This is a genomic window from Nocardioides sp. 503 (assembly GCF_004522095.1).
Lineage (GTDB): Bacteria > Actinomycetota > Actinomycetes > Propionibacteriales > Nocardioidaceae > Nocardioides.
Genome location: NZ_SPUI01000011.1, coordinates 23123 through 49168, shown reverse-complemented (window position 1 = coordinate 49168; position 26046 = coordinate 23123). Strand labels below are relative to the sequence as shown.

Below are 26046 nucleotides of genomic sequence, written 5' to 3'. Positions count from 1 at the left end.
TTCCTTGGTTGGATGAGCGCGTGACCACCGACCGCACGGGCAGCTTCACCGCCGACGAGATCACCGAGGCGTACGCCGCCATGCACGCCCGCGTGCAGGAGCACGCGCGCACCGGCGACTGGGACGACTTCGCCTTGAACTTCACCGAGGACGCCGAGTACGTCGAGCACGCCTTCGGCACCTTCCGCGGGCGCGACGCGATCCGGGAGTGGTCGGTGGCGACGATGACGTCGTTCCCGGGCGGGGTGATGACCGGCTTCCCGCTGGCCTGGCAGGTGGTCGACGCGCCGGCCTCGCGGCTGGTCTGCGAGGTGCGCAACGTGATGCCCGACCCCGGCGACGGCTCGGTGCACGAGGCCTCCAACCTCACGATCATGACCTACGCCGGCGACGGGCTGTGGAGCCGCGAGGAGGACGTCTACAACCCGCTGCGCTTCCTGCGCATGTCGGTGCGCTGGGCCCGTGTCGCCGAGGCGCACGGCAACCTCTCCGACGAGGGCCGCGCCTACGTCGCCCAGTACGGCGGCTGAGCGCCCGGCGGGGCGGTCCAGGGCGGAGGTTGGCCGGGTCTGGGATGCTCGAGGCATGAATGCGGCGAAGCGGGTCGGGGTCGAGGCGGTCGGGTGGCTGCTGGTCGTCGCCGGCATCGCGGCGCTGATCCTCCCCGGGCCCGGTCTGCTCATGGTGTTCGGCGGGCTGGCGATCCTGTCCCAGCAGTACGAATGGGCCGAGCGGCGCCTCGCGCCGATCAAGTTCCGCGCGCTCAAGGGCGCGGCCGAGAGCGTCGAGACCATCCCGCGGCTGGTCGTCTCGGTCTTCGGCGTGCTGGTGCTCCTCGCCGCCGGCGCCCTGTGGATCTGGCAGCCTCCCGCGCCCGACTGGTGGCCGCTCAGCGACGGCTGGTGGCTGCCGGGCGGCATCGCCACGGCCGTCACCCAGATCGCGTCCGCGTTCATCGCACTGGCGCTGATCGTCTACAGCTACCGCCGCTTCCACGGCGACCCCGACGCCGTCGCCAAGCTCGAGGCCGACCTCGAGCAGGCCGACGCCGACGCCAGTTGGAGCGACGACTGACCCGCCCCAGGGGTGGCTCACCGGGACGCTGACACAATCGGTGTCATGACCGAGCTCAAGCTGCCCCCGGGCGTGCGCGCGATCGACCGCCTGCTGAAGGCCAACAAGGGCTTCTCCGTCGAGCACATGGACGAGCGCGCCCTGGAGCGCGCGCAGACCTCGGTGATCCCCGACGCCGGCCTCGGCGCGTTCGTCGCCGGGCTCCTCGTCGGTCGTCCGCGCGCCGGCGTCACGATCTCGACCAGCTCCTTCCCGGCGACCCACGGCGAGGTGCCGCTGCGCATCTACACCCCGGACGCACCCGCCGGGCCGCGACCGGTGGTCGTCAACTTCCACGGCGGCGGGTTCGCCCTGGGCAGCTCGCGCCAGGGCGACTGGATCTGCTCGAACGTCGCGGCCGACCTCGACGCCGTCGTGGTCTCCGTCGACTACCGGCTCGCGCCCACCCACCGCTTCCCGGCCGCCGTCGAGGACTGCTACGAGGCGCTCGTCTGGACCGCCGGCCACGCCGACGAGATCGGCGGCGACTCCGAGCGGCTCGGCCTGATGGGCGACAGCGCCGGCGGCAACCTCGCGGCCGTCGTCGCGATCATGGCGCGCGACGAGGGGGGCCCGCGCGTGCTGCACCAGGCGCTCATCTACCCCGCGACCGACCTCACCGAGGGACTGCGCGAGCACGAGTCGTACCTCGGCAACACCCGCGGGATCATCCTCAGCAACGCCGACATGGAGATCTTCCGCGGCTTCTACCTCACCGAGGCCGACGACCCGTCCGACTGGCGGCTCTCGCCCCTGCACGCCGAGGACCTCTCCGGGCTGCCGCCGGCCGTCGTCGTGGTCGCGGGGCTCGACCCCCTGCACGACGCCGGGGTGCGCTACGCCGAGGCGCTGGTGGGCGCCGGCGTGCACGCCCGCGTGGAGGACTTCCACGTCATGCCCCACGGCTTCCTGAGCTTCCCCCACTTCAGCAGGGGCGCGAAGCCGGCCATGGCCGCGATCGTCGCCTCCCAGCGCGAGGCGCTCGGTCGCGCGGAGGTCAGCCGGTAGCGCCGAACTGCTCGATGCGGATCGTGTCGGCCCGGACGCCGATCTCCCCCAGCAGGCGGGTGGCGTACGACGCGAAGCCGACCGACCCGCACACGTAGGCTCGCTCGACGCCCTCGGCCAGGGCGGAGATCTCCTCGGGGTAGGGCGGGGCGGCGACGCGGTCGCCGAGGTTCTCGCGGGTGAGCGCCACGAAGGCGCCCCCGTCGAGGAGCTCGGCGGCGTAGGGCAGCTCGGCCAGGCTCCGGCCGACGGCCACCACGCGCAGCCGGTCGGCCAGCCCGTGGACGCGTGCGTGGCGCAGCATCGCGACGACCGGCACCACGCCCGTGCCGCCCACCACGCAGAGCGCCGTCGCCTCGCCGGACCACGTGAACCAGCCGCCGATCGGGCCGCGCAGCTCGAAGACGTCGCCCACCTCGGCGACGTCGTGCAGGTGGCCCGAGACCTCGCCGCCGGGCAGGCACTCGACCATCAGCTCCAGCAGCGGGTCGTCGGGCGAGGAGGCGACCGAGTAGGAACGCTGGGCGGTGTAGCCGTCGGGTGCGCGCAGCCGCAGCACGTAGTGCTGGCCGGGCAGGTGGTCGACCCGGTCGGCGACGTCGAGGCGCAGCCGCACCAGGCGCTCGCCCAGCCGCTCCAGCTCGACGACGGTGCCGGTGGTCCAGTGGCCGACGGGCGCGGGGGCCGCCTCCGCCGGTGCGGTCACGGGTCGCCCTGGTAGCGCTGCTCCAGCCACGGGTCGCCGCGGTCGTGGTAGCCGTTCTGCTCCCAGAACCCCGGTCGGTCGCGGGTCATCAGCTCCAGGCGGTCGACCCATTTGGCGGACTTCCAGAAGTACAGGTGCGGCACGAGCAGCCGCACCGGCCCCCCGTGCTCCGCGGCCAGCGGGCGACCGTCGTACTCCCAGACGAGCCAGGCCTTGCCGTCGGTGACGTCGGCGAGCGGCAGGTTGGTGGTGTAGCCGGTCGAGGAGTGCGCCATGACGTAGGCGGCCTCGGGCTGCGGGCCCGCGAGGTCGAGCAGCGTGTCCACGCTGACGCCGGTGAAGGTCGTGTCGAGCATCGACCAGGTCGTGACGCAGTGGATGTCGCCGAAGTACGTCGAGCCCGGCAGCGCGTGCGCCTCGCGCCAGGTCCACGTCTGCGGGCGCTCCACCGCGCCGTCGACGGTGATCGTCCAGTCCTCCGGCGCGAGCCGCGGCTGCGCCTCGGCGGTGAGGACCGGCCAGTCGCGGCCGGTGTCGTACTGACCGGGGGGCAGCCGCTCCGGCCGTCCCCGCCTGCTGCCGCTCCCGAAGCCCCGTGTCACTGGCACGGGCCAAGCCTGCCACGGACCCGCGCGGGCCGGGGCGGGTGGCTCCGGACGGTCAGTCCGGGATGGCGGCGGGGGCGCCGGTGCGGAAGAGGGTCGAGATGTAGAGCACGACCGGCGTCGTGCCGCGGTTGGCGGCGTGGTGGGTCATCGGGGGCTGCTCGACGATCCACTGGCCCGGGCGCAGGCGCGCGGTCTGGCCGGCCTTGATGCGGCGTACGACGCGCGGCTTGTCCGACGGGCCGGTGCGCACCGCGGTGGAGGACGTCTCGACGGTGTAGGTCAGGACGCCGGACTCGACGTAGGCGATCTGGGTGCCGGGGTGGTGGTGGCTGACGAGCTCCGCACCCGGCATGACCGTCACGCGGTTGAGCCCCAGCGTGCGGTCCGGGGCGCCGCGCGGGGCGACGTCCTGGGCGAGCAGCTCGCGCACCACCACGACCGGCTCGGGGTCGTCGGCCGCGGCGCTCCACCCGACCCCCACCCCGGAGGCGAGCAGCGCGACGGCGGCGACGGGCACGAGCAGGGTCTTGGCGAGGGGCATGCCTCGCAACCTAGCGCCGTAGGGCGGTGTCAGTGCGGCTTCGGCCGGACTGCCCGACGCCGGACTCGACCGGTTCTCCTGTCGGCCGACCCCGGCGACCCCGACCCCAGGACCGGGGTCGAGCCAGGGGTCGTCCCTGATGTGGCGACGCGCGCCGGCGAGCACGCTGGACCCATGACCACCGACACCACCCGACGGGCGCTGCGATGATCCGCGCCCACGCGCTGACCAAGCGCTTCCCCGACAAGGACGGCGACCGGGTCGCCGTCGACGGCATCGACTTCGTCGTCGAGCCCGGCCGGGTCACCGGCTTCCTCGGCCCCAACGGCGCCGGCAAGTCCACGACGATGCGGATGATCCTGGGCCTCGACGCGCCGACGTCCGGCACGGTCAGCGTCAACGGGCACCGCTACGCCGCCGCCCGGGCGCCGCTGCGCGAGATCGGCGCCCTCCTCGACGCGCACGCCATCCACCCCGGGAGGTCCGCACGGGACCACCTGAGGTGGATGGCGGCGTCCAACGGCATCCCGACGACCCGCGTCGGCGAGGTGCTCGAGCTCGTGGGGCTCGAGAGCGTCGCCGGCCAGCGGGCCGGTAAGTTCTCGCTCGGCATGGGCCAGCGCCTCGGGATCGCCGCGGCGATGCTCGGGGACCCGCCGGTCGTCGTGCTCGACGAGCCGGTCAACGGCCTGGACCCCGAGGGGATCCGCTGGGTGCGCACCTTCGCCCGGCAGCTCGCCGACGAGGGCCGCACGGTCTTCATCTCCAGCCACCTGATGTCCGAGATGTCGCTGATGGCCGACCACCTGGTCGTCATCGGTCGCGGCCGGATCCTGGCCGACTGCTCGATGGCGGAGTTCATGAGCGACCACGCCGCGTCGTACGTCCGGGTCAAGGCGCCCGCCCTCACCGAGGTCGGGCGGCTGCTCCAGGCGCGCGACGCCGAGGTCGAGATGGTCGCCTCCGGCACGGGCCGGGGCTCCGAGCTGCGCGTGACCGGGCTCGACGCGCCCGCCATCGGCGAGGCCGTGGCCGCGCAGGGGCTCGTGCTGCACGAGCTGACGCTGGTGCGCTCCTCGCTCGAGGACGCCTTCATGGCGCTCACCGCCGACAGCGTGGAGTTCCACGCCAGCACCGCCGCCCTCGAAGGAGCAGGCCGATGACCGCCACGACCGTGGAGCGCCCCTCCGCCACGACGCCGCAGCCGTCGCCGTCCGGGCCCGGCTTCGGCGCGGTGCTGCGCAGCGAGTGGCTCAAGCTCAGCACCGTCCGCTCGACCTGGTGGACCCTCGCCGCGACCTTCGTCCTCGGCGCCGGACTGACCGTCCTGATCTGCTGGGGCAACGCCGAGTGGCTCGCCAGCGGCGACGCCGACGAGTCCCCGGGCTCGTTCATCACCTGGGGGATGATGTTCGCCCAGATCACGGCCGTGATCCTGGGGGCGCTCGCGGTCACGACCGAGTACTCCACCGGCATGATCCGCAGCAGCCTCGCCGCGGTCCCGGCTCGTGGCAAGGTGCTGGCCGCCAAGTCGCTGGTCGTCACCGTCGTCCTGTTCGTGGTCGGCACCCTCACGGCGCTGGCCGGGTGGGCCGGCGGCAACTGGTTCCTCGACCGCGAGGGCATCGGCATCGCGCTGGAGGGCGACATGCTGCGCGCCGTCCTCGGCGGCGGCCTGTTCGTCGCGGGCATCGGCCTGTTCAGCGTCGCCGTCGGCTTCCTGCTGCGTCACACCGCCGCCACGATCTCGGTCGTCCTGGCACTGATGCTGATCCTGGGCAACATGGCCAACCTGGTGCCCGGCACCTTCGGCGAGTGGCTGGTCAAGCTGATGCCCGGCAACGCCGGCTCGGCGGTCTCGATGGTCGTGCCCTTCAACCCGACGCTCCTGGACCCCTGGACCGGCTTCGGGGTCTTCGCCCTCGAGACCGGCGCGCTGCTGGCCCTCGCCCACGTCCTGCTGCGCCGCCGCGACGCCTGAAAGAGGCGCGTGGTACGACTCGGGGATGTCCGTGACCCCGCTCGACCTCGGCTCGTGGCGCACGCCCGTCGAGCCCGCCCCTCGTCTCGCCACCGCGCTGGGGCTCGAGCCGGGCGACCTCCTGGTCAAGCGCGACGACCTGGTCGGGCCGGGCGGCGGCGGCAACAAGGTGCGCAAGCTCGAGTGGACCTGCGCCGAGGCCGTCGCGGCCGGGAGCGACACCCTCGTCACCACCGGGGCGGCACAGAGCAACCACGCCCGGCTCACCGCGGCCGCCGGCGCCCGGCTCGGGCTGCGCGTCGTGCTGGTCCTCGGCGGCGAGCCGCCTGCCGAGCCCCGGGGCAACCTGCTGCTCGACGCGCTGTTCGGCGCCGAGGTCGTCTGGGCCGGTGATGTCGACGCACCCGGGCTCCAGGCGGCCGCCGAGCGCGTCGCCACCGAGGCCGCCGCCGACGGCGCCCGGCCCTACGTCGTCCCGTTCGGCGGCTCCACGACCGTGAGCGTCCAGGGCTACACCGCCGCGGGACGCGAGCTCGCTGCCCAGGTGCCCGACCTGCGGCACGTGGCCGTGGCGCTCGGCTCGGGCGGCACGATGGCCGGACTGGTCCGGGCCCTCGGGCCCGACAAGGTCCTGGGCGTCCACTGCGGAGCGGTCCCCGACGCCCACGCCGCCGTCGCCCACCTGCTCGACGGGTCTGCCGGGCCCGACCCGGCGCTGCGCATCCGCACCGACCAGGTGGGTGCCGCCTACGACCGGCTGGCCGAGCCCGCCTGGGACGCCGTCCTCCTGGCCGCACGCACGACCGGCCTGGTGCTGGAGCCGACCTACACCGGCCGCGCCCTGGCCGGGCTCGCCGCCGCCGTGCGCGACGGCGAGGTCGTGCCGGGGGAGCGCACCGTCCTCGTGCACACCGGTGGGTTGCCGGGGCTGTTCGGTCACGCCGAGGCGGTCGACCGGCTCGCCGAGGCCGCGCGGGCCGGCCGACAGGAGCGCTAGCCGCGCAGTCCGTCCTCGATCTCGGCCAGCGCCTGAGCCAGGTCGACCTGCGGGGTCCAGCCCCAGGCGCGGGCGCGGTCGGCGACGTAGCGTCCCGTCCAGGCGTCGTGGTCGTCCCACACCGGCTCGACGCCCACGGCGCGCGTCACAGTCTCGAGGTAGTCGCGCTGGGTGGCCGACCCGCCCGCGACGTTGACGGGGGTGCAGCCGCCCTCGACCGGCCCCGTCGCCGGGTCGTCGCTCGTCGCGACCGCGCCGGTGGCCACGTCGGCGGCGAAGGCGGCGAGGTCGTCGACGTGCACCCACGGGAACGTCTGGTGCGGCACGGCGTGACGCGCCTGCTCCTGCTCGCGCATCGCGGCCGGACGCAGGGAGTTCCACACGGACGTCTCGCCGGCGCCGAGGATGGCCGGCGGGCGCAGCAGCACCCGGGTCAGCCCCTCCACCCCGCCCAGCGCGAGGTCGGCGTCGCGCTTGGTGACCGGGTAGTCCCCGGCGTCGTCGGGCGCGAGCGGCGAGGACTCGTCGACGTCGCGGTCGCCCGGAGCCCGGTCGTAGACCGCGCCCGTGGACACGTGGACCAGCCGGGCCACGCCGGCGTCGGCCGCGGTCCGGGCGATCGCCGCGGTGCCCTCCACGCCGACGCGGTGCTGGGTCTCGTGGTCGCTGCCCATCGGGTGCACGGTGGTGACGACCGCGTCGGCCCCGCCGACGACCGTGGCCGCGAAGGCCGGGTCGTCGAGCTCGCCCACCCACTCCTCGACGCCGGCCAGCGCGGGCGCCGCACCGGACCGCCGTACGACGGCGCGGACGGTCGCGCCGCGCTCGACCAGGGCCGCGCAGGTGCGCGCGCCGACCAGGCCGTTGGCCCCGGTGACGACGACGACGGGGGAGGGGGACTCAGGACGCTGCGTCATGCGCTCCACCCTGGCACGCCCGCTCAAGGCGCCGTCCGGGGGCGACGGGGCTCAGTCCTCGGGGCGGTCGGCGAAGGCCTGCTTGGTGTCGCGGTACCAGCCGAGCGACCGCTTGGGGTGGCGCCACCGGCTCTTCATGGCGTCGCGGGCCTCCTGGTGCGAGGCGTCGCCGGCCTTCTCGGCCTCCTTGAGGTGCCGGTCCTGGGCGTTGATGACGTCGTCGGCGCTCTCGCCGTGGTGGGCGAGGTCGCACGGGCCGCCGAGGTCGCGGCAGGTCATGGTCTTCATGGGGCTCTCCTTCGATGGGGTTGCAGGTTGCCGACGCGCGGGACGTCGCCGGTGTGACGGCTCAGCCCCGGCTCCGGCCGCCGTCGCGACGCACGACGCGCGCGAGCACGTCGGGCGCGGCGCGGAAGGTGATGGCGCGCACGAGGCCGTCGGCGACGGTGAAGTCGAAGACCACCTTGGCCTCGCCGAGGTGGAACCACGCGGTGCCGGGGCGCTCGCCGACGAAGACCGGCAGCGCGGCCTGGGCGCTGCCGTTGAAGAACGTCGCCACCTCGTCGCGGCCCTCGATGCGCTCGGGGGTGCCGGCGAGGACGGCCGCGTCGTCGGCGGACACGGTGGCGTCGGGCGCCAGCATCCGCAGCAGCCGGTCGAACTCGCCGTTCTTGGCGGCGGCCATGAAGGCGTCGACGACCTCCCAGTCGGCGAGCCGGTCGTCGGCGGCCGGCTGGGCGACCTTGGCGCGGGCCCGCGACGCCAGCTTGCGGGCGGCCGCCGGTGTGGTGTCGAGGACGGAGGCGATCGTCGGGAACTCGAAGCCGAAGCTGTCGTGCAGCACGAAGGCGACCCGCTCCCGCGGGGAGAGCCGCTCGAGCACGACGTTGAGGGCCAGCCCCACGGTGTCGGCCAGCGCCACCTCGTCGGCCGGGTCGCCGACGGTCTCCCCGGGGTCGAGGTCGTCGACGGGCACGGGGGTGCGGGAGCGCAGCCGGTCCAGGCACAGCCGCGTGGTCACGGTCGTGAGCCAGGCCGGCAGGTTGTCGATCTCGGTGTCCGTGCCGTGCAGGCGCAGCCACGCCTGCTGCACGACGTCCTGCGCCTCGCTGGGGTCGCCGAGCACCCGGCTCGCGATCCCCACCAGGCGCGGCCGCTCCGCCTCGAACTCCTCGGTCCGGTCCACGGTGTCCACCCTTCCCTCACTGCCCTGTTGCTGGCCGTCGCCGGCCTGTCACTGCCTTGACGCACGGGGCGGGCCGAGTGTGACCGAGGATCATGCGCGGGTGAAGAGCATCTCCCAGTTGAGCGCCCAGGTGGCACCGCCGTCGTAGGAGAAGTGCTGCTGCCAGCGCGGGTGCTCGGGGTCGGCGGCCGACCAGTCGAAGCGCAGCCGGGTGGGCCGGCCGGCGACCGTGTCGTCGGCCTCGAAGACGCCGTCAGGGCCGTCGAACCCGCCGACCATCGGGGTGTCCAGCACGCCCGGGACCCGCGAGGAGCTCCACCAGATCCGCCAGAGGTGCTCCTGAGGGTCGAACAGGCGCAGGGTCAGCGCCTCGAACGGCGGGGCCCCGTCGGCCGGAGCGGGCACGCTCATCTGGTCGAGGTGGCCGACCCCGCCCAGCACCGGAGCGGCGTGGCTGGTCGCCTCGAACTCCACCCACCGGTCGCAGTCGGGGTCCGTGACGTCGGCGAGCTTGCGGTTCGTGACGGTCCAGCGCCCGAGGATGAAGTCGAAGTCGTGCTGGGAGGTGGTCATGCCCGGGACGGTAGGGCCGGGCGCCGACAGTCTCCCCACCCGTCGGACAGCATGGGTCCATGAGCTCCCCCTCGCCGACGTCTCCGTCCGCCGTTCCGCTGCCCGACGAGCTGGTGGGCCTGCTGCGCTCGGGCGCCACCTGCTACCTCGCCACGACGATGCCTGACGGGTCGCCGCAGCTCACCCAGACCTGGGTCGACGTGGACGCCGAGGGTGCGCACGTCCTGGTCAACACGGTCACGACCCACCAGAAGGCGCGCAACGTCGCCCGCGACCCGCGGGTCTCGCTGGCCGTGTCCGACCCGGCCAACCCGAGTCGCTACCACGAGGTCCGGGGCGTGGTCACCCGCGCGACGACCGACGGCGGGGCCGAGCACATCGAGCTGCTCGCCCAGCGCTACACCGGCGCTCCCTACCCCTGGTACGGCGGACGCGACCAGCAGCGCCTCGTCCTCACGATCACCCCCGAGCGCCTCCACTCGATGGGCTGAGCCCAGCTCAGCCGGCTCAGCCGGCTCAGTCGTCGGTCGAGAACACGCGCCGGACGGACTCGCGCAGCAGCTCGCGCCGCTGCCGGTGGACGCGGGCCGGCTCGGCGGCCGTGGCGGCGTAGACGTTGCTGACCGGCGACCAGGCCATCGACATGGAGATCACCATCGCCATGACGTCGAACGGCTCCGCCCCGGGGAGCGCGCGGATCCCGCCCGACTCCTGGGCCGAGGCGATCGCCGCCAGCTTCGCCTCGTCCAGGCGGTCCTCGGTCAGGTGCCCGGTGGGGCGCCGCTCGAGGCGGGACCACGTGGCGAGCCGGATCAGCTCGGGGTGGGCGAGGTACTCGTCGTAGAGGCGCACGGCCCAGTCGGCGAGGTCCTCGGCGGAGATCGGGACGACCTCGACGATGCGCTCGAGCGAGGCGCGGAAGACGGTGTCGAAGAGCCGGTCCTTGCTGCCGAAGTAGGCGTAGAGCTGCGCCTTGTTGGAGCTCGCGGCCGCGGCGATCCGGTCGACGCGCGCCCCGGCGATGCCGTGCTGGGCGAACTCCGTCATCGCCGCCTCCATGATCCGCCGGCGCGTGGCCTCGCCCTTGGGCGTCGCCGCGGCGATGGGATCGGACGGGGTCATGGGCTCAGGTTACCAACCGGTCGGTTTGGAATCCGCCAGTCGGCGTGCTTGAGTAGAGGAACCAACCAACCAGTCTGTTTGTTCAAGGGGACACCATGCGCGAGACCCAGGCCTACCAGTCAGCCGCTCCGGGGGCGCCGCTCGCGCTCGTCGCCATCCAGCGGCGCGACCTGCGACCCGACGACGTGGCGGTGCGGGTCACCCACTGCGGCGTCTGCCACACCGACCTGCACGCGCTGCACGCCCAGGACGCCGGCGCCTTCCCCGTCGTCCCGGGCCACGAGTTCGTGGGCGAGGTCGCGGCGGTCGGCAGCGAGGTGACGACGTACGCGGTCGGCGACCCGGTCGCCGTGGGCAACATCGTCGACTCCTGTGGGGTCTGCCCGATGTGCGAGCTCGGGCAGGAGAACTTCTGCGTCGAGTACCCCACGCTCACCTACGGCGGCCGCGACACCATCGACGGCACCGTGACGAGCGGCGGCTACTCCGCCGAGTACGTCGTGCGCGAGCGGTTCGTCTACCGCCGCCCGGCGGGCCTCGACCCCGCCGCCGTGGCGCCGCTGATGTGCGCCGGCATCACCGTCTGGGAGCCGCTGCGGCGCTGGGGCGTCGGCGAGGGCACGACGGTCGGCGTGGTCGGGCTCGGCGGCCTGGGCCACCTCGCGGTCAAGCTCGCTCACGCCCTCGGCGCGAAGGTCACCGTCTTCACGACCTCGCCCCGCAAGGCCGACGACGCCCGCGCGCTCGGCGCCGACGACGTCGTCGTCTCGACCGACGAGCAGGACATGGCCCGGGTCGCGGGCTCGCTGGAGCTCGTCATCGACACGGTCTCGGCGGCGCACGACCTCGGGCCCTACCTCGCAGCGGTGGCCATGGACGGCACCCTCTGCTCGGTGGGCCACCTGGGCCCCGTCACGGTCGAGACGCTCGCGCTGCTCATCGGTCGCAAGCGCCTGAGCTCGAGCGGCAGCGGGGGGCGACCGGCCACCCAGGAGCTGCTCGACTTCTGCGGCGAGCACGGGATCACCGCCGACGTGGAGGTGCTGCCGTCGCGCCAGGTCGCGACCGCGCTCGACCGGCTGGAGCGCAACGACGTGCGCTACCGGTTCGTGCTCGACCTCGCCGACATCGGCTGACCGCGCGTGCGCGAGCGATAGGCAACGCCTACCGGTCATGACCGCGGTGTCGCATTGACACCCATGGGCGGCCCGACCAGGGTGGTCGCCACTCGGGTCCGACCGGCCCCGGGACGTGACGCTCTGGGAGCACGGATGAAGCGGTACCTGAAGGACGTCGACCCTGCGGTGTTCTGGGGGTCGGCGGTCCTGATCGCGGTCTTCGTGGGTTGGGGACTGGCCAGTCCGACGGGCCTGAAGTCGGTCATGGACACCACGCTCGGCTGGGTCGTCGGCAACTTCGGCTGGGCGTTCATCCTGGTCGCCACCGGTGTCCTGGTCCTCTGCGTGGTGCTGGCGGTCTCGCCGTGGGGCCGCATCCGGCTGGGGCCGGACGACTCGCGACCCGACTTCAAGACGTTCTCGTGGGTCTCGATGATGTTCGCCGCGGGCCTGGGCGCCGGGCTGCTCTTCTACGGCATCTCCGAGCCGATCGCCCACTGGAACACCCCGCCCCACGGGCTGGCCGAGCCGCAGAGCGAGGAGGCGGCGCTCACCGCGCTGCGCTACACCTACTTCCACTGGGGCTTCAACGGCTGGGCGATGTACGCCGTCATGGGCGGCGCCATGGCCTACTTCGGCTACCGCAAGAACCAGCCGATCCTGGTCAGCTCGACCTTCTCCCCGATCCTCGGGCCCGACGCGTCCACCCGGCCGATCGGCCGGCTCATCGACGCGCTGGCGATCGTCGCGACCCTCTTCGGCACCGCCACCGCGCTCGGCCTCAACGGCCTGCAGCTCAACAGCGGCCTGAACTACCTCTTCGACGTACCGAAGGAGGACGGCGTCGCGGTGCTGATCATCGTCGTCGTCACCGCGCTCTTCCTCCTCTCGGCCACGTCGGGCGTCGAGAAGGGGATCAACTACCTGGCCAACCTGGGCTCGTTCGCGACGATCGGGCTCTTCGTCTTCTTCCTCGTCGTGGGCGGCTCCACGGTCCTGGTGATCTCCAACGGCATCGAGTCGATCGGCAACTACGTCATCCAGGTGCTCCCGATGTCGCTGCAGACCGGCGTCGGTGACGAGGAGTGGATGTCCACCTGGACGATCTTCTACTGGTCCTGGTGGGTCTCCTGGGCGCCGTTCGTGGGCATGTTCGTCGCGCGCATCTCCCGTGGCCGGACCATCCGGGAGTTCATCGTCGGTGTCGTCGCGGCGCCCACGGGCTTCGGCTTCTTCTGGTTCGCGATCGTCGGTGGGACCGGCATCGAGCTCCAGCGCGGCGGCAAGGCCGACTTCCTGAGCGGCTTGGACACCCCGGAGCTGTCGCTCTTCACCGCGCTCGACGTCCTTCCGCTGCCGATGCTCAGCTCCGCGCTGTGCATCCTGCTGATCGCGCTGTTCTTCATCAGCGGCGCCGACGCGGCCGCGGTCGTGATGGCGACCCTGGCCACCCGCGGCTCGCTCACCCCGCCCAAGCTCGTCGTCGTCGTGCTCGGGGTCCTGATGGGCGGCATCGCCTGCGCGATGCTGCTGGTCGGCGGTCTCCCCGCCCTGCAGCAGGCGGCGGTGCTGGGTTCGGTGCCGTTCACGATCGTCCTCGTGGGCGTGGCCTACTGCTGGGTGAAGGCGTTGCGCGAGGAGACGCGGGAGCCTCGCGACGGGCCCCGAGACGGGCGCCGTGACGACGACCGCGACGCCATCGCGGCGACGTCGCGCACCCGAGGCGTCGAGACGGAGGAGACCCGATGAGCGACCAGCGCAACCCCTTCGACGGCGTCACCGACTTCTTCAGCGAGCTGGCGCGCATGCGCGCCGTCGGCCTGCACGGCCGGGGCGAGCACGGCGCCGAGGCGTCCGAGCGCACGCACGCCTCGGCCTGGGTGCCGTCGACCGACATCCTGTCCCACGGCGACGACCTGGTGATCCGGGTAGAGCTCGCCGGGGTGGACCCGTCCGACGTCGACGTGAGCCTCAGCCACGGCGTGCTCACCGTGTCGGGGACCCGGCCGTCCGGGCCGGACGACGAGGCGGCGGAGTTCCTCGTCCGCGAGCGCTACTACGGCGCCTTCCGGCGGGCGGTGACGCTGCCCGAGGGCACCGGGGCCGACCAGATCAACGCCGTGTTCGACGACGGGCTCGTCGTGATCACGGTCACCGGCGCGGTCGACCGCACGGAGGGCACCCGCATCGAGCTCGCCGACCGGTCCACGGGGGCGACGTCGCGCGGGGTCCGGGGCGACGACTGACCGGCCGTCGGGCTCAGGCGTCCGCGGCCAGCCGGAAGCCGAGGTTGCCCGTGCTCGAGTCCGGTGACTGGGGCTGTCGCGCCGAGACGCGGTAGCGCCGGCAGTACGACGCGTGGCACAGGTAGGAGCCGCCCCGGCTGACCGCGCTCGCGTCGGCCGGCGACCACTGTCCCGCGCACCACTCCCAGACGTTGCCGGTCGTGTTGTGCAGGCCGTGGGCGTTGGGGGCGAACGCGTCGACCGGGCAGGTGCCGCGCCAGCCGTCGGCGCCGGTGTCGTGCTGGGGGAAGGTGCCCTGCCAGACGTTCATCCGGTGCTCGCCCCCGGGCTCCAGCTCGGAGCCCCACGGGAACGGCTGCCCCGCCAGGCCGCCCCGGGCCGCGTGCTCCCACTCGGCCTCGGTCGGCAGCCGGGCGCCCCGCCAGGCGGCGTACGCCTCCGCGTCGGTGCGGGAGACGTGGACCACGGGATGGTCGCCGCGCTCGCGCAGGTCGCTATGCGGCCCCTCGGGGTGGGCCCAGTCGGCGCCGGGGACCTGCCGCCACCAGGGCGCGGCCGCCACGCCGCGGGTGGGCGGGAAGTCGTCGGGCAGGAAGGCGCCGAAGACGAACGACCAGCCGAAGCGCTCGGCGTCGGTGCGGTGGCCTGTCGCGGCGACGAACTCCCCGAACTCGGCCGTCGTCACCGCGCACCGCGCGACCCGGTAGGGCCCGAGCGTCACCTCGCGCACCGGCCACTCCTCGGGGTGGTCGGGGTCGTCGCTGCCGACCAGCGCGGGTCCGCCGGGGAGCGTGATGAGGCCCGGGTTTCGAGACGGTTGCCGCGCAACCTCCTCAACCCCCGAGAGGTCCCCGGGGGTTGAGGAAGGACGAAGTCCTGTCTCGAAACCCCCTGAGGCAGAGGAGTCCCCCTCACCCCGCGACGGCGCGCAGCAGCCGCTCACTGGTGGACCATGACGGCGCGGGCGCGCCCCTCGTCGCTGCCGGGGTCGGTGACGCCGGACAGGTCGAAGCGGACCCGGTGGATCAGCCCCTCGAACCGGTTGTGCACCGCCCGGTAGTCGTCGGTGACGGGGGTCCCGCGGTCGACGCCGACGTTGAAGGTCTCGTCGAAGGAGAAGTAGTAGCCCGTGGTGACCGGGACGCGGCCCGTGCCCACGGCCACGCCGTCGACCTCCAGGGTGACCTCGGCGCCGCTGCCGGGAGGGCCGCCGTCGTAGGCGAAGCGCACGACGAGGTCGTGGCGCCCCGGCACCATCGGCGCGGTCCCGCGCACGGTGGTGAGGTCGCGGCCGGCGAAGTTGTAGGCGTAGTGGGGCACGCCGTCGACGACGTAGAGCGACCAGCCGCCGAAGCGGCCGCCCTGCGCGACCACCACGCCGTCGGTGCCCGTGTGGACCTCGAGGTCGGCGGTGATCACGTGGGTGCGGTTCTTGACGTTGGGCGCGGCCTCCTCCGAGAGCCGGCGCACGCGCGGGCCGAAGGACAGCGAGGAGCGGCCGGCGTGCAGGTCGAGGCGGCCCGCGACCTCGGGGTTCTCGCGCTCGGTGACCCGCGCGTCGAGCGGCAGCACGTGGTGGCGCTCGGCCTCGCGGAGGAAGACCTCCTGCAGCTCGCGCAGCTTGTCGGGGTGCTCGGCGGCCACGTCGTGCGCCTGGCTGAAGTCGGTGTCGAGGTGGTAGAGCTCCCACACGTCGTCGTCGAAGGACCGCTCGCCGGAGCCGACCATCTCCCAGGGGACGCCGTGGCGGGTGACGGCGGCCCAGCCGTCCTCGTAGATCCCGCGGTTGCCGACCATCTCGAAGTACTGGGTGCGGGGGCGGTCGGGCGCGTCGACCTCGTCGAAGGTGTAGCGCAGGCTCGTGCCCTCGATCGGCTGCTGCTCGGTGCCGTTGAAGTGGGTCGGCGCGGGCAGGCCGGCCGCCTCCAGGATCGTCGGCAGCACGTCGATGACGTGGTGCCACTGGTGGCGGACCTCGCCGCGGCCGGCGATCTCGTCGCCCCAGCGCACGATCATGCCGTCGCGGATGCCGCCGAGGTGCGAGGCGACCTGCTTGGTCCAGGGGTACGGCGTGTTCATCGCCAGCGCCCAGCCGGCCGGGTAGATCGGGTACGTCGACGCGGAGCCGAGCTCGTCGAGCCGCGCGGCCATGTCGGCGGTGTCGTCCTGGATGCCGTGGCCGACCAGGTGCTCGCGGAACGTGCCCCGGGGCCCGCCCTCGCCGGAGGCGCCGTTGTCGCCGAGGAGGTAGAAGAACAGCGTGTCGTCGAGGACGCCCATGTCGTCGAGCGCGTCGACGAACCGTCCGACCTGCACGTCGGCGTGCTCGGCGAAGCCGGCGTAGGTCTCCATGAACCGGGCCGCGACCCGCTTCTCGGTCTCGTCGAGCTCGTCCCAGTGCGGCACCCCCTCGGCCCACGGCGCCAGCTCGGCGGACTCGGGCACGATGCCGAGCTCCTTCTGGCGGGCCAGGGTCTGCTCGCGCTGGGCGTCCCAGCCGGCGTCGAAGCGACCGGCGTACTTGTCGCGCCACTCGGGGGCCACGTGGAACGGCGCGTGCGTGGCGCCGAGCGCGAGGTAGGTGAAGAACGGGCGGTCGGGGGTGATCGCCTGCTGGTTCTCGACCCAGTCGATCGCGTGGTCGACGAGGTCCTCCGAGAGGTGGTAGCCGTCCTCGGGGAGCCGGTCGGGCTCGACGGGGTGCCGGCCGGCGTAGAGCTGGGGGTACCAGTGGTTCATCTCGGCCCCCATGAAGCCGTAGAAGAAGTCGAAGCCCTCGCCCATCGGCCACCGCGTGAACGGCCCCGACGGGCTCACCTCGACCGGCGGGGTCTGGTGCCACTTGCCGAACGCGCCCGTGCAGTAGCCGTTGCCGCCCAGGATCTGGGCGATGGTGGCCGCGCTGGCCGGCCGGTAGCCGTGGTAGCCGGGCTCCGGCGTCGACATCTCCGACGTCACGCCCATGCCGACCGAGTGGTGGTTGCGCCCGGTCAGCAGTGCCTGCCGGGTCGGCGAGCACAGCGAGGTCACGTGGAAGCGGCTGTAGCGCAGCCCCTCGCCGGCCAGGCGGTCGGCCGTCGGCATCTCGCACGGACCGCCGTACGCCGTGGACGCGCCGTAGCCCATGTCGTCGATGAGCACGATGACGACGTTCGGGGCGCCGCTGGCCGGCTGCACCGGCCCGATCGGCCGCGCGGAGGTGTCGACGTCGAGGGGGAGCCGCCTGCGGTCCCGGTCGCCGGGACGGGGGGCGTCGGTCGTGGTCACCCTCCACCCTGACCAACCGGGGCGGGTGTGTGCAATCGACGTGGCCGGTGGGGGCTGGCGGCGTTTCCTCAAGGTATGAAGGTGGGACGTCACTTCCCTCGGTGTGCAACCCCCGGGAAGTGACGCTTCATCTGCATACCTTGGGGAAACTGCCCGGCCCCGACCCCTGTCGCCGCCCGCCACTAGGGTCGGCGGAGATGACGCTGCACCTCCACCGCGCCCCGCGCACCGACCAGCTCGCCGACGCGCTCGGCGAGCTGCTGGCCGTGCCGCTGGCCGACCCCTTCGCGCAGGAGGTCGTGGTCGTGCCGGCCAAGGGGGTGGAGCGGTGGCTGACCCAGCGCCTCTCCCACCGGCTGGGCGCGGGCGCGCGAGGCGGCGACGGGGTGTGCGCGGGGGTGCGGTTCCTCAACCCGCGCTCGCGGGTCAGCCTCCTGCTCGACCGTGAGCGCGACGACGTGTGGGACCCCGACCGGTTGGTCTGGCCGCTGCTGGCCACCATCGACGACAGCCGCGACGAGCCCTGGTGCGCCACGCTCGCCGCCCACCTGGGCCACGGCCTCGACGGCGACGAGGGCCTGCTGCGCCGCAACCGCCGCTACTCCGTCGCCCGGCGCCTGGCCGGCCTCTTCGCGTCGTACGCCGTCCAGCGGCCGAGCCTCGTCACCGACTGGCGCGAGGGGCGCGACACCGACGGTGCCGGCGCCGCCCTCGACGACGACCTCGCGTGGCAGCCGATGCTCTGGCGCCGGCTGCTGCAGCGGGTCGACACCGAGCCGCCCGACGTCCGCCACGCCCGCACCCTGGAGGCGCTCGCGGCCGGGGGAGACGGGCTCGACCTGCCCGAGCGGCTCAGCCTGTTCGGCCACACGCGGCTGCCGGTGACCGAGGTGTCGCTGCTGCGCGCCCTCGGCGAGCGCCGCGACGTCCACCTCTGGCTGCCCCAGCCGTCGCCGGCGCTGTGGGACGCGCTCACCGGCGTCGGCGGCGTCGTCGCCCGCGAGGACGACGAGTCCGCCGACCTCGTCGGCCACCCGCTGCTCGCCTCCTTGGGCCGCGACACCCGCGAGCTGCGCCGCGCCCTCGACGGCCTCGACGCGCCCGCCACCCCCCGCGACCGGGTGCCCGAGCGCGACACCCTCCTGGGCTGGCTGCAGAGCGACCTGCGCGGCAACCGCGCCCCCGGCCCCGAGCTGCGCGCGAGCCGGGTCCACCGCGCCGACGACCGCAGCCTGCAGGTCCACGCCTGTCACGGCGCCGCCCGGCAGGTCGACGCGCTGCGCGAGGCGCTGGTCGGCCTCCTGCAGGACGACCCGACCCTCGAGCCCCGCGACATCGTCGTCATGTGCCCCGACATCGAGACCTTCGCGCCGCTGATCTCGGCCGGCTTCGGCCTCGCCGACGTGGTGGACGGCAGCGACCGCGACGGCCACCCGGCCCACCGCCTGCGGGTCCGGCTGGCCGACCGCGCCCTCAGCAGCACCAACCCGCTGCTCGCCGTCGCGGCGAGCCTGGTCGAGCTCGCCGGCGGGCGCGTGACCGCCAGCGAGGTGCTCGACCTCGCGGCCACCGAGCCGGTGCGGCTGCGGTTCGGGCTCACCGACGACGACCTCGCCCGGGTGACCACCTGGGTCGCGGAGGCCGGGATCCGCTGGGGCCTGGACGCCGAGCAGCGGGCGTCGTTCGACATGCAGCGCTTCGAGCACAACACCTGGCGCGCCGGCCTCGACCGGATCCTCCTGGGCGTCGCGATGAGCGGCGACGACCACCACCATCTCGGTCGCGGCCTGCCGCTCGACGACGTCGGCAGCGACGACATCGAGCTCGCGGGCCGGCTCGCCGAGCTGGTGCACCGCCTCGACACCTGCCTGCAGTCGATGGCCCGCGCGGTCACCGTCGCCGACTGGATGGCGGCGCTGCGCGACGGCGTGCGCGGCGTCGCCGACGTCTCGACCGACGACGCCTGGCAGCTGCCCCAGCTCGAGCGGGAGCTGGCCCGCGCCACCGACGCCACCGGCGGCGCGCGCGACAGCGGCGTGGAGCTGCGGCTCGCCGACGTCCGCGCGATGCTCCAGGCCCGGCTGGGCGGACGGCCCACGCGGGCCAACTTCCGCACCGGCACGCTCACCGTCTGCACCATGGTCCCGATGCGCTCGGTGCCCCACCGCGTCGTCTGCCTGGTCGGCCTCGACGACGGCGACTTCCCGCGCGTCGGCGCCCTCGACGGCGACGACGCGCTCGCGCGGCGCCCGCTCACCGGCGAGCGCGACCCCCGCAGCGAGGACCGCCAGCTGCTGCTCGACGCCGTCCTGGCCGCCGGGGAGACCCTGGTCATCACCTACACCGGCGCCAACGAGCACTCCGGGGCCTCGCGCCCGCCCGCCGTACCCCTCGGCGAGATCCTCGACGCCGCCGACCGCACCTCCTCGGCGCCGGTGCGCGACGCCGTCTGCGTGCGCCACCCGCTCCAGCCCCACGACGTCCGCAACTTCGCGCCCGACGGCATCGCGGGCGAGCGGCCGTTCAGCTTCGACCGCGCCGCGCTGTCGGGCGCCCGCGCGGCGACCGGCCCTCGCCGCCCCGTGCCGCCTTTCCTCGACGGCGACCTCCCCGACCGCGGCCCCGGCGACGTCACGCTCCTGGACCTCAAGGCCTTCCTCACCCACCCCGTCCGCACGTTCCTGCGCCAGCGACTGGTCGTGTCCGCGCCGCTGGACGCCGACGAGGTGGGCGACGCGATCCCGATCGACCTCGACGCCCTGGAGAAGTGGGGCGTCGGCGACCGGCTCCTGCGCGAGGTGATGGCCGGCGCCGACCCGATGGCGGTGATGCTCGCCGAGCAGCTGCGCGGCACGCTCCCGCCCGGCGCCCTCGGCACCCGCTCGCTCACCGACGTCGTCGAGGAGTCGCAGCGGCTGCTCGCCCGCACCGAGGACCTGCGCGCGGGCGAGGTGCGCTCCGTCGACGTCGACGTCGACCTGGGCGGCGGACGCCGCCTCACCGGCACCGTCCCCGGCGTCTACGGCAACAAGCTGGTCTCCCTCGGCTACTCCCGCCTCAAGGCCAAGCAGCGGCTGATGGCGTGGGTCGACCTGCTCGCGCTGAGCGCCGGCCACCCCGACGCCCACTGGACCTCCCACGCCGTCGGGCGCGACAAGGCCGGCCCCAAGCGGGCGCTGTCCGGGCCGCTCGACCACCGCGCCGTCGACCACCTGCGTCGGCTCGTCGAGCTCCGCGACCTCGGCCTGCGCCGGCCCCTGCCCGCACCGCTGGCCACGGCCCACGCCTGGGCCGAGGCGCACGCCCTCGAGCTGCGCGGCAGCGACCGCCCGCCGGCCACGGCGGCCGCCCGCGAGTGGGTCACCGACCCCAACAACAGCTGGGGCATCACCGGCGAGGACGCCGACGTCTCCCACGTGCAGGTCTACGGCGAGCGCGCGCCGCTCCAGCTGCTCGTCGACGCCGGCCTGGCGACGTACGCCGCGGCGATCTGGGAGCCGGTCCTCGAGCACGAGCGGGTGGGACCCCTCTGATGAGCCCCACCGCGACCGACCAGCCCTTCGACATCCGCGACCCGCTGCCGACGGGCACCACCCTGCTCGAGGCCAGCGCCGGCACCGGCAAGACGTGGACCATCGGGGCCCTGGTGACCCGCTACGTCGCCGAGGGCGAGGCGACGCTCGACCAGATGCTGGTGGTGACGTTCGGGCGCGCGGCCAGCCAGGAGCTGCGCGAGCGGGTGCGCGCCCAGCTGGTCGAGGCCGAGCGGGCGCTCGCGGCCGAGCAGGTGCTGCCGGTCGAGCAGTCCGACCTGGTCGACCTGCTGCTCGACTGCGACGCCGACGAGCGGGTGCGCCGCCACCGGCGGGTCACCCACGCGCTGGCGACGTTCGACGCGGCGACGATCGCGACGACCCACCAGTTCTGCAGCCTGGTGCTCGACTCGCTCGGCGTGGCGGGCGACACCGACTCCCAGGCGCGGCTGGTCGAGGACCTCGACGACCTGCTGGGCGAGGTGGTCGACGACCTCTACCTCCGCGCCTTCGCCTACGCCGGCGACGACCCGGTCTTCTCGCGCGACGAGGCCCTGTCCATCGCCCGCACGGCGGTCGGCGACCCCCAGGCCCGCCTGCACCCGCCCGACGACGACCCGGCCACGCCCGCGGGCCGGCGGGTGCGCTTCGCGCAGGCCGTGCGCGACGAGATGGAGCGCCGCAAGCGCCGGCTCGGCGTCCTGTCCTACGACGACCTGCTCAGCCAGCTCGCCGACGCGCTCGAGCACCCCGAGGCGCCGGCCCGCGCGCGCATGCGCCAGCGCTGGCAGATCGTGCTGGTCGACGAGTTCCAGGACACCGACCCCGTGCAGTGGAAGGTCCTCGACCGCGCCTTCACCGGCCACGCGACGATGGTGCTGATCGGCGACCCCAAGCAGGCGATCTACGCCTTCCGCGGGGGCGACGTGACGACGTACCTCGACGCGGCGAGCAGCGCCACCACCCGCAAGACCCTCGCCGTCAACTGGCGCAGCGACGCTGCGCTGCTCGACTCCTTCCAGACCGTCCTGGCCGGCGCCGAGCTGGGCGACCCGCAGATCGTCGTCCACGACGTCACCGCCCACCACGCCGGCTCCCGCCTGGCCGGCGCGCCGAGCGCCGCGCCGTTCCGGCTGCGCGTGGTGCGACGCGACCAGCTGGGGCGGCGCGGGTCCAACCCGCTCACCGTCGCCCAGGTGCGGCCTCAGATCGCCGAGGACCTCGCCCACGACATCCGGGCGCTGCTGGCCTCGGGTGCGACGTTCGACGGCCGGACGATCGAGCCGCGCGACGTGGCGGTCATCAGCTACCGCCACTTCGACCTCGACGCCTGCCGCCGCGCCCTGCAGGAGGTGGGCGTGCCCGCCGTCATCGCCGGCGGCGGCAGCGTCTTCGCCACCCCGGCCGCGGTCGAGTGGCTCGAGCTGCTCGAGGGCATGGAGATGCCCCACCGCAGCCCGCGCGTGCGCACCGCCGCCCTCACCTGCTTCGTCGGCCACACCGCGCGCGGGATCGACGAGGGCGGCGACGCCCTGACCGACGAGGTCGCCGACCTGCTGCGCTCCTACGCCGACGTGCTGGCGCGCCGCGGGGTCGCGGCCGTGCTGGAGGCCGCGACCACCGCCGGGCTGCCCGAGCGGGTGCTCGCGCAGGTCGGTGGCGAGCGGCTGCTCACCGACCTGCGCCACATCGGCGAGGCTCTCCACGAGGTCGCGCTCACCGAGCGTCTCGGGCTGGTCGCGCTGCTGGCGTGGCTGCGCCTGCAGGTGGCCGACGGTCGTGGCGGTCGCGGGGCCGAGCGCACCCGCCGGCTCGACTCCGACGCCAAGGCCGTCCAGCTCGTCACCATCCACGCCAGCAAGGGCCTCGAGTACCCCGTCGTCTACCTCCCCGCCCTCGCCGACCGCAACCTCCCCAAGCCCACGACCCCGCTCTTCCACGATGCCGAGCACCAGCGCTGCGTCGCGGTCGGCGGCGAGACCGGCTCGACGTGGGGCGAGGCCGTGCGTCGCTGGCGCGACGAGGAGGCCGGCGAGTGGCTGCGCCTGCTCTACGTCGCGATCACCCGCGCGCAGTCGCAGGTCGTGTGCTGGTGGGCGCCGACGCGCAACACCCCGGCCTCGCCGCTGCAGCGGATGATCCAGGGCCGCCGGCCCGGCCTGGCCGCCGTGCCCGACGAGTTCGCCAACCGCACCGACGACGAGGCGGCGGAGTTCTTCGCCCGCTGGCACGCCGCCGGCGGGCCGACCCCGGAGCCGGCCGTGCCCGCCGAGCCCGGCGCCGAGCCGCCTCGTGAGGCGACCCCGCCGCTGGCCGCCCGCGACTTCACCCGCGACGTCGACGTCACCTGGCGCCGCACGTCGTACTCCTCGCTGTCGGCGGTCGAGCTCGCGGCGGCGCCGACGGGGCTGGTCGCCAGCGAGCCCGAGGTCGAGGCCAAGGACGACGAGGCGATGGCGGGCGACCCGGTGGCCTCCGTGCCCGCCGAGGCGTCCGTGCCGTCCCCGATGGCCGACCTGCCCGTGGGCGCGACGTTCGGCTCGCTCGTGCACGCCGTGCTCGAGCACACCGACCCCGACGCCCCCGACCTGCGCGCCGAGATCCTCGGCCACCTCGACGAGCAGCTGGTGTGGTGGCCGGTCGAGCTCGACCGCGAGGAGCTCGCCGACGCGCTGGTGGCGGTGTGCGACTCGCCGCTCGGGTCGCTCGCGGACGGGACGACGCTGCGCCAGATCGGCTTGCGGGACCGGCTGCGCGAGCTCGACTTCGAGCTGCCCCTGGCCGGCGGCGACCTCGCCCACCCGCGCCCCGGCGACCCCCGCGTCCGGCTGGGCGACCTCGCGCCGCTCCTGCTGCGCCACCTGCCCGAGGGCGACCCGGTGCGCGGCTACGCCGAGGCGCTGGCGAGCCCCGCTCTCGGCGACCAGTCGCTGCTGGGCTACCTCACCGGCTCGGTCGACGTCGTGCTGCGGCTGCCCGGCCCGCGCTACCTGATCGTCGACTACAAGACCAACTGGCTCGGCCCCCGCGACGAGCCGCTCACGGCCCACGCCTACCGCCCCGAGGCGCTCGACGGCGCCATGGGCCACTCCGACTACCCCCTCCAGGCGCTCCTCTACGCGGCCGTCCTGCACCGCTTCCTGCGCTGGCGCCAACCCGGCTACGACCCCGAGCAGCACCTCGGCGGCGTCCTCTACCTCTACCTGCGCGGCATGTGCGGGCCCGAGACCCCGCTGGTCGACGGCGAGCCGTGCGGGATCTTCTCCTGGAGGCCCCCGGTCGCGCTGGTCGAGGAGCTGTCCGACCTGCTGGACGGCGTCGTCGCGGGGGTGCGCCCGTGACCGAGCTGTTCGAGCCCACGAGCGAGCGCGACCGGCGCCTGGTCGACGGCGCGACGGGCCTGCTCGGCGACCTCAACCGCGCCGGCGTCGTCGAGGCGGCCGACCTCCACGTCGCCACGCGGCTCGGCGCCCTCGGCGAGGAGGCCGACGAGCGGGTGCTGCTGGCCGCGGCGCTGACCGTGCGCGCCGTACGCCGCGGCTCGGTGTGCCTCGACCTCGCCTCCGTGCCGCTGCTCGACCCCGCGCTGCCGTGGCCCGACGCCGGTGAGTGGGCGGCCGCCGTGCGCGCGTCGCCCCTGGTGGCCCAGGGCGTGCTGCGCCTGGAGCACGGCCTGCTCTACCTCGACCGCTACCACCGCCTCGAGAGCCAGGTCTGCGACGACCTGGTGACACGCGCCGCGCAGGACCCGCCGCCGGTCGACGAGGCGGCGCTGGCCGCGGCCCTGGAGCGGCTCGCCGGCGACCGGTTCAGCGCCGAGCAGCGCACCGCCGCCGTCCGCGCCGTGCGGCAGTGGACCACCGTTCTCACCGGCGGCCCCGGCACCGGCAAGACCTCGACCGTCGCCCGCATCCTGGCGCTCCTGGCCGACCAGGCGCGCACCCGCGGCGAGCGGCTCTCGATCGCGCTCGCCGCCCCGACCGGCAAGGCCGCCGCGCGGCTGCAGGACGCCGTCACCGAGGCGGTGGCCGGGCTGGAGCCCGCCGACCGCGAGTGGGTCGAGCGCACCGACGCGATGACCCTGCACCGGCTGCTGGGCTGGCGGCCCGACAACCGCACCCGCTTCCGCCACGACCGCAGCAACCGCCTCAAGTACGACGTCGTCGTGGTCGACGAGTCCTCGATGGTCGAGCTCACGATGATGGCGCGGCTGCTCGACGCCGTACGCCTCCGCAGCCGCCTGGTCCTGCTCGGCGATCCGCGCCAGCTCACCTCGGTCGGCGCAGGCGCCGTGCTCTCCGACCTGGTCGCCGGCTACGACGGCGACCCGGCCTCGCCGGTCGCTTCCTTGGTCGTCAACCACCGCTCCGTCGCCGACATCCAGACCCTGGCCGAGGCGCTGCGCGCCGGTGACGCCGACGGCGTGCTCGCCGCGCTGCGCGCCCGCTCCGAGCACGTGGAGTTCGTCGAGACCGACGACGCCGAGTCGGCGCTGCGAGACGACGCGGTCCGCGCCGCGCTCGAGATCCACGAGGCCGCGGTCGCCGGCGACGCGACCGGCGCCGTCGAGGCGCTCGACCGGCACCGCCTGCTCTGCGCGCACCGCGAGGGACCGTTCGGCGTGCGCCGGTGGAACGCCCAGATCGAGCGCTGGCTCGGTGAGGAGCTGGGGCAGGGCATCTACACCGAGTGGTACGCCGGCCGCCCGATCCTGGTCACGACCAACGACCACACGCTGGAGATCTACAACGGCGAGACCGGCGTCGCGGTGCTCGAGGAGGGGCGGCTGCGTGCCTACGTCGCCGGCGCCGGCGGGCTCAAGGGCTTCGCCCCGGGCCGGCTCGACGCGATCGAGACCATGCACGCGATGACGATCCACAAGAGCCAGGGCAGCCAGGCCGACCGGGTCACCGTGCTGCTGCCCGAGGCCGGGTCGCGGCTGCTGACGCGCGAGCTCTTCTACACCGCCGTCACCCGCGCCCAGCGCCACGTGCGCGTGGTGGGCTCGGAGGCCGCCGTACGCGCCGCGGTCGAGACCCAGGCCCAGCGGGCCACGGGCCTGCGCCAACGGCTCCTCGCGACGCGCGCCGAGGGCTGAGAAGCCGAAACGGAAGCGCAACACCGGCGGGT

Annotated in this window: 23 protein-coding genes; 13 read left to right on the top strand and 10 right to left on the bottom strand. The window is 74.4% G+C overall.

The annotated features are described in order from the left end of the window. Positions 1–20 precede the first annotated feature (20 nt). Genes E4622_RS21580 through E4622_RS21570 form a run of 3 tightly spaced genes read left to right on the top strand, consistent with a single transcriptional unit; the run spans position 21 to position 2121 of the window. Positions 21–530, top strand: a complete 510-nt coding sequence (locus E4622_RS21580; protein WP_209022041.1) for a nuclear transport factor 2 family protein — start codon at positions 21–23, stop codon at positions 528–530. 55 nt (positions 531–585) lie between these two features. Continuing rightward, a complete protein-coding gene (locus E4622_RS21575) occupies positions 586–1074 on the top strand; it encodes a PGPGW domain-containing protein (RefSeq protein WP_134742296.1) in 489 nt (162 codons plus the stop codon). Positions 1075–1119: 45 nt separating this feature from the next. After that, a complete protein-coding gene (locus tag E4622_RS21570; protein WP_134742295.1) occupies positions 1120–2121 on the top strand; it encodes an alpha/beta hydrolase in 1002 nt (333 codons plus the stop codon). Here the strand turns inward: E4622_RS21570 and E4622_RS21565 are convergent. Genes E4622_RS21565 through E4622_RS21555 form a run of 3 tightly spaced genes read right to left on the bottom strand, consistent with a single transcriptional unit; the run spans position 2111 to position 3976 of the window. Further along, positions 2111–2827: an FAD-binding oxidoreductase gene (locus tag E4622_RS21565; RefSeq protein WP_245156144.1), complete on the bottom strand. Its 717-nt coding sequence runs from the start codon at positions 2825–2827 to the stop codon at positions 2111–2113. The two genes, E4622_RS21570 and E4622_RS21565, sit on opposite strands and share 11 nt — an antisense overlap. Continuing rightward, the gene (locus E4622_RS21560; RefSeq protein WP_134742293.1) at positions 2824–3435 is read right to left on the bottom strand and encodes a sulfite oxidase-like oxidoreductase; all 612 of its coding nucleotides are present in this window, start codon (positions 3433–3435) and stop codon (positions 2824–2826) included. The genes E4622_RS21565 and E4622_RS21560 overlap by 4 nt, the downstream gene beginning before the upstream one ends. A gap of 52 nt (positions 3436–3487) precedes the next feature. After that, positions 3488–3976, bottom strand: a complete 489-nt coding sequence (locus E4622_RS21555; protein WP_134742292.1) for a cupin domain-containing protein — start codon at positions 3974–3976, stop codon at positions 3488–3490. A 206-nt stretch (positions 3977–4182) separates the two neighbouring features. Here E4622_RS21555 and E4622_RS21550 point away from each other — a divergent pair, with 206 nt between their 5' ends. Genes E4622_RS21550 through E4622_RS21540 form a run of 3 tightly spaced genes read left to right on the top strand, consistent with a single transcriptional unit; the run spans position 4183 to position 6954 of the window. Then, positions 4183–5139, top strand: coding sequence for an ATP-binding cassette domain-containing protein (locus tag E4622_RS21550; protein ID WP_134742291.1), 957 nt, complete (start codon positions 4183–4185; stop codon positions 5137–5139). Further along, positions 5136–5957: an ABC transporter permease gene (locus tag E4622_RS21545; RefSeq protein ID WP_134742290.1), complete on the top strand. Its 822-nt coding sequence runs from the start codon at positions 5136–5138 to the stop codon at positions 5955–5957. The genes E4622_RS21550 and E4622_RS21545 overlap by 4 nt, the downstream gene beginning before the upstream one ends. Before the next feature lie 25 nt (positions 5958–5982). Then, on the top strand, positions 5983–6954 hold the full coding sequence (locus tag E4622_RS21540; protein ID WP_134742289.1) for a pyridoxal-phosphate dependent enzyme: 972 nt from the start codon (positions 5983–5985) through the stop codon (positions 6952–6954). Here E4622_RS21540 and E4622_RS21535 read toward each other — a convergent pair. From E4622_RS21535 to E4622_RS21520, 4 genes are all read right to left on the bottom strand, one after another. Then, entirely contained in the window at positions 6951–7871 is a 921-nt protein-coding gene (locus E4622_RS21535) for an NAD(P)-dependent oxidoreductase (RefSeq protein ID WP_134742288.1), read from the bottom strand. The genes E4622_RS21540 and E4622_RS21535 overlap by 4 nt on opposite strands. 51 nt (positions 7872–7922) lie before the next feature. Then, a complete protein-coding gene (locus tag E4622_RS21530; RefSeq protein WP_134742287.1) occupies positions 7923–8159 on the bottom strand; it encodes a DUF1059 domain-containing protein in 237 nt (78 codons plus the stop codon). 61 nt (positions 8160–8220) lie between these two features. Then, a complete protein-coding gene (locus E4622_RS21525) occupies positions 8221–9057 on the bottom strand; it encodes a sigma-70 family RNA polymerase sigma factor (protein WP_134742286.1) in 837 nt (278 codons plus the stop codon). A 90-nt stretch (positions 9058–9147) separates the two neighbouring features. After that, positions 9148–9630, bottom strand: coding sequence for a hypothetical protein (locus tag E4622_RS21520; protein ID WP_134742285.1), 483 nt, complete (start codon positions 9628–9630; stop codon positions 9148–9150). 59 nt (positions 9631–9689) lie between these two features. Here E4622_RS21520 and E4622_RS21515 point away from each other — a divergent pair, with 59 nt between their 5' ends. Then, positions 9690–10121 (top strand): PPOX class F420-dependent oxidoreductase, encoded by a 432-nt coding sequence (locus E4622_RS21515; RefSeq protein WP_134742284.1) that lies wholly within the window; start codon positions 9690–9692, stop codon positions 10119–10121. Positions 10122–10146: 25 nt separating this feature from the next. Here the strand turns inward: E4622_RS21515 and E4622_RS21510 are convergent, their stop codons facing one another. Further along, positions 10147–10752, bottom strand: a complete 606-nt coding sequence (locus E4622_RS21510; RefSeq protein WP_134742283.1) for a TetR family transcriptional regulator — start codon at positions 10750–10752, stop codon at positions 10147–10149. 95 nt (positions 10753–10847) lie between these two features. Here E4622_RS21510 and E4622_RS21505 point away from each other — a divergent pair, with 95 nt between their 5' ends. The 3 genes from E4622_RS21505 (at position 10848) to E4622_RS21495 (ending at position 14116) form a co-directional block, all read left to right on the top strand. Continuing rightward, positions 10848–11888 (top strand): NAD(P)-dependent alcohol dehydrogenase, encoded by a 1041-nt coding sequence (locus E4622_RS21505; protein WP_134742282.1) that lies wholly within the window; start codon positions 10848–10850, stop codon positions 11886–11888. Between the two features lie 135 nt (positions 11889–12023). After that, positions 12024–13619: a BCCT family transporter gene (locus E4622_RS21500; RefSeq protein WP_167736191.1), complete on the top strand. Its 1596-nt coding sequence runs from the start codon at positions 12024–12026 to the stop codon at positions 13617–13619. Further along, positions 13616–14116, top strand: coding sequence for an Hsp20/alpha crystallin family protein (locus tag E4622_RS21495; protein ID WP_134742280.1), 501 nt, complete (start codon positions 13616–13618; stop codon positions 14114–14116). The genes E4622_RS21500 and E4622_RS21495 overlap by 4 nt, the downstream gene beginning before the upstream one ends. Positions 14117–14129: 13 nt before the next feature. Here the strand turns inward: E4622_RS21495 and E4622_RS21490 are convergent, their stop codons facing one another. Next, positions 14130–14888 carry an SUMF1/EgtB/PvdO family nonheme iron enzyme gene (locus E4622_RS21490; protein WP_245156152.1) on the bottom strand — a complete coding sequence of 253 codons (759 nt, stop codon included), beginning with the start codon at positions 14886–14888 and terminating at the stop codon, positions 14130–14132. A 167-nt stretch (positions 14889–15055) separates the two neighbouring features. Next, on the bottom strand, positions 15056–17383 hold the full coding sequence (locus E4622_RS21485) for an arylsulfatase (RefSeq protein WP_134742278.1): 2328 nt from the start codon (positions 17381–17383) through the stop codon (positions 15056–15058). A gap of 197 nt (positions 17384–17580) precedes the next feature. On the opposite strand from E4622_RS21485, the gene recC reads away from it, so the two are divergent. The 3 genes from recC to recD are packed head-to-tail and all read left to right on the top strand — an operon-like array spanning position 17581 to position 26014. Further along, complete coding sequence (recC, locus tag E4622_RS21480) at positions 17581–20916, top strand: exodeoxyribonuclease V subunit gamma (protein WP_134742277.1); 3336 nt, start codon at positions 17581–17583, stop codon at positions 20914–20916. After that, entirely contained in the window at positions 20916–24257 is a 3342-nt protein-coding gene (locus E4622_RS21475) for a UvrD-helicase domain-containing protein (protein WP_134742276.1), read from the top strand. The genes recC and E4622_RS21475 overlap by 1 nt, the downstream gene beginning before the upstream one ends. Further along, on the top strand, positions 24254–26014 hold the full coding sequence (gene recD / locus E4622_RS21470; protein WP_134742275.1) for an exodeoxyribonuclease V subunit alpha: 1761 nt from the start codon (positions 24254–24256) through the stop codon (positions 26012–26014). Before E4622_RS21475 ends, recD begins: the two co-directional genes overlap by 4 nt. The last annotated feature ends 32 nt before the right edge of the window (positions 26015–26046 follow it).

What these genes read in the sequence shown, in the direction of transcription:
- E4622_RS21530 (WP_134742287.1), bottom strand. Translation starts at nt 8,159, where the DNA reads ATGAAGACCATGACCTGCCGCGACCTCGGCGGCCCGTGCGACCTCGCC.
- E4622_RS21555 (WP_134742292.1), bottom strand. Translation starts at nt 3,976, where the DNA reads ATGCCCCTCGCCAAGACCCTGCTCGTGCCCGTCGCCGCCGTCGCGCTG.
- E4622_RS21520 (WP_134742285.1), bottom strand. Translation starts at nt 9,630, where the DNA reads ATGACCACCTCCCAGCACGACTTCGACTTCATCCTCGGGCGCTGGACC.
- recC (WP_134742277.1), top strand. Translation starts at nt 17,581, where the DNA reads ATGACGCTGCACCTCCACCGCGCCCCGCGCACCGACCAGCTCGCCGAC.
- E4622_RS21550 (WP_134742291.1), top strand. Translation starts at nt 4,183, where the DNA reads ATGATCCGCGCCCACGCGCTGACCAAGCGCTTCCCCGACAAGGACGGC.
- E4622_RS21495 (WP_134742280.1), top strand. Translation starts at nt 13,616, where the DNA reads ATGAGCGACCAGCGCAACCCCTTCGACGGCGTCACCGACTTCTTCAGC.
- E4622_RS21510 (WP_134742283.1), bottom strand. Translation starts at nt 10,752, where the DNA reads ATGACCCCGTCCGATCCCATCGCCGCGGCGACGCCCAAGGGCGAGGCC.
- E4622_RS21515 (WP_134742284.1), top strand. Translation starts at nt 9,690, where the DNA reads ATGAGCTCCCCCTCGCCGACGTCTCCGTCCGCCGTTCCGCTGCCCGAC.
- E4622_RS21545 (WP_134742290.1), top strand. Translation starts at nt 5,136, where the DNA reads ATGACCGCCACGACCGTGGAGCGCCCCTCCGCCACGACGCCGCAGCCG.
- E4622_RS21575 (WP_134742296.1), top strand. Translation starts at nt 586, where the DNA reads ATGAATGCGGCGAAGCGGGTCGGGGTCGAGGCGGTCGGGTGGCTGCTG.
- E4622_RS21570 (WP_134742295.1), top strand. Translation starts at nt 1,120, where the DNA reads ATGACCGAGCTCAAGCTGCCCCCGGGCGTGCGCGCGATCGACCGCCTG.
- E4622_RS21475 (WP_134742276.1), top strand. Translation starts at nt 20,916, where the DNA reads ATGAGCCCCACCGCGACCGACCAGCCCTTCGACATCCGCGACCCGCTG.
- E4622_RS21540 (WP_134742289.1), top strand. Translation starts at nt 5,983, where the DNA reads ATGTCCGTGACCCCGCTCGACCTCGGCTCGTGGCGCACGCCCGTCGAG.
- E4622_RS21500 (WP_167736191.1), top strand. Translation starts at nt 12,024, where the DNA reads ATGAAGCGGTACCTGAAGGACGTCGACCCTGCGGTGTTCTGGGGGTCG.
- E4622_RS21535 (WP_134742288.1), bottom strand. Translation starts at nt 7,871, where the DNA reads ATGACGCAGCGTCCTGAGTCCCCCTCCCCCGTCGTCGTCGTCACCGGG.
- E4622_RS21505 (WP_134742282.1), top strand. Translation starts at nt 10,848, where the DNA reads ATGCGCGAGACCCAGGCCTACCAGTCAGCCGCTCCGGGGGCGCCGCTC.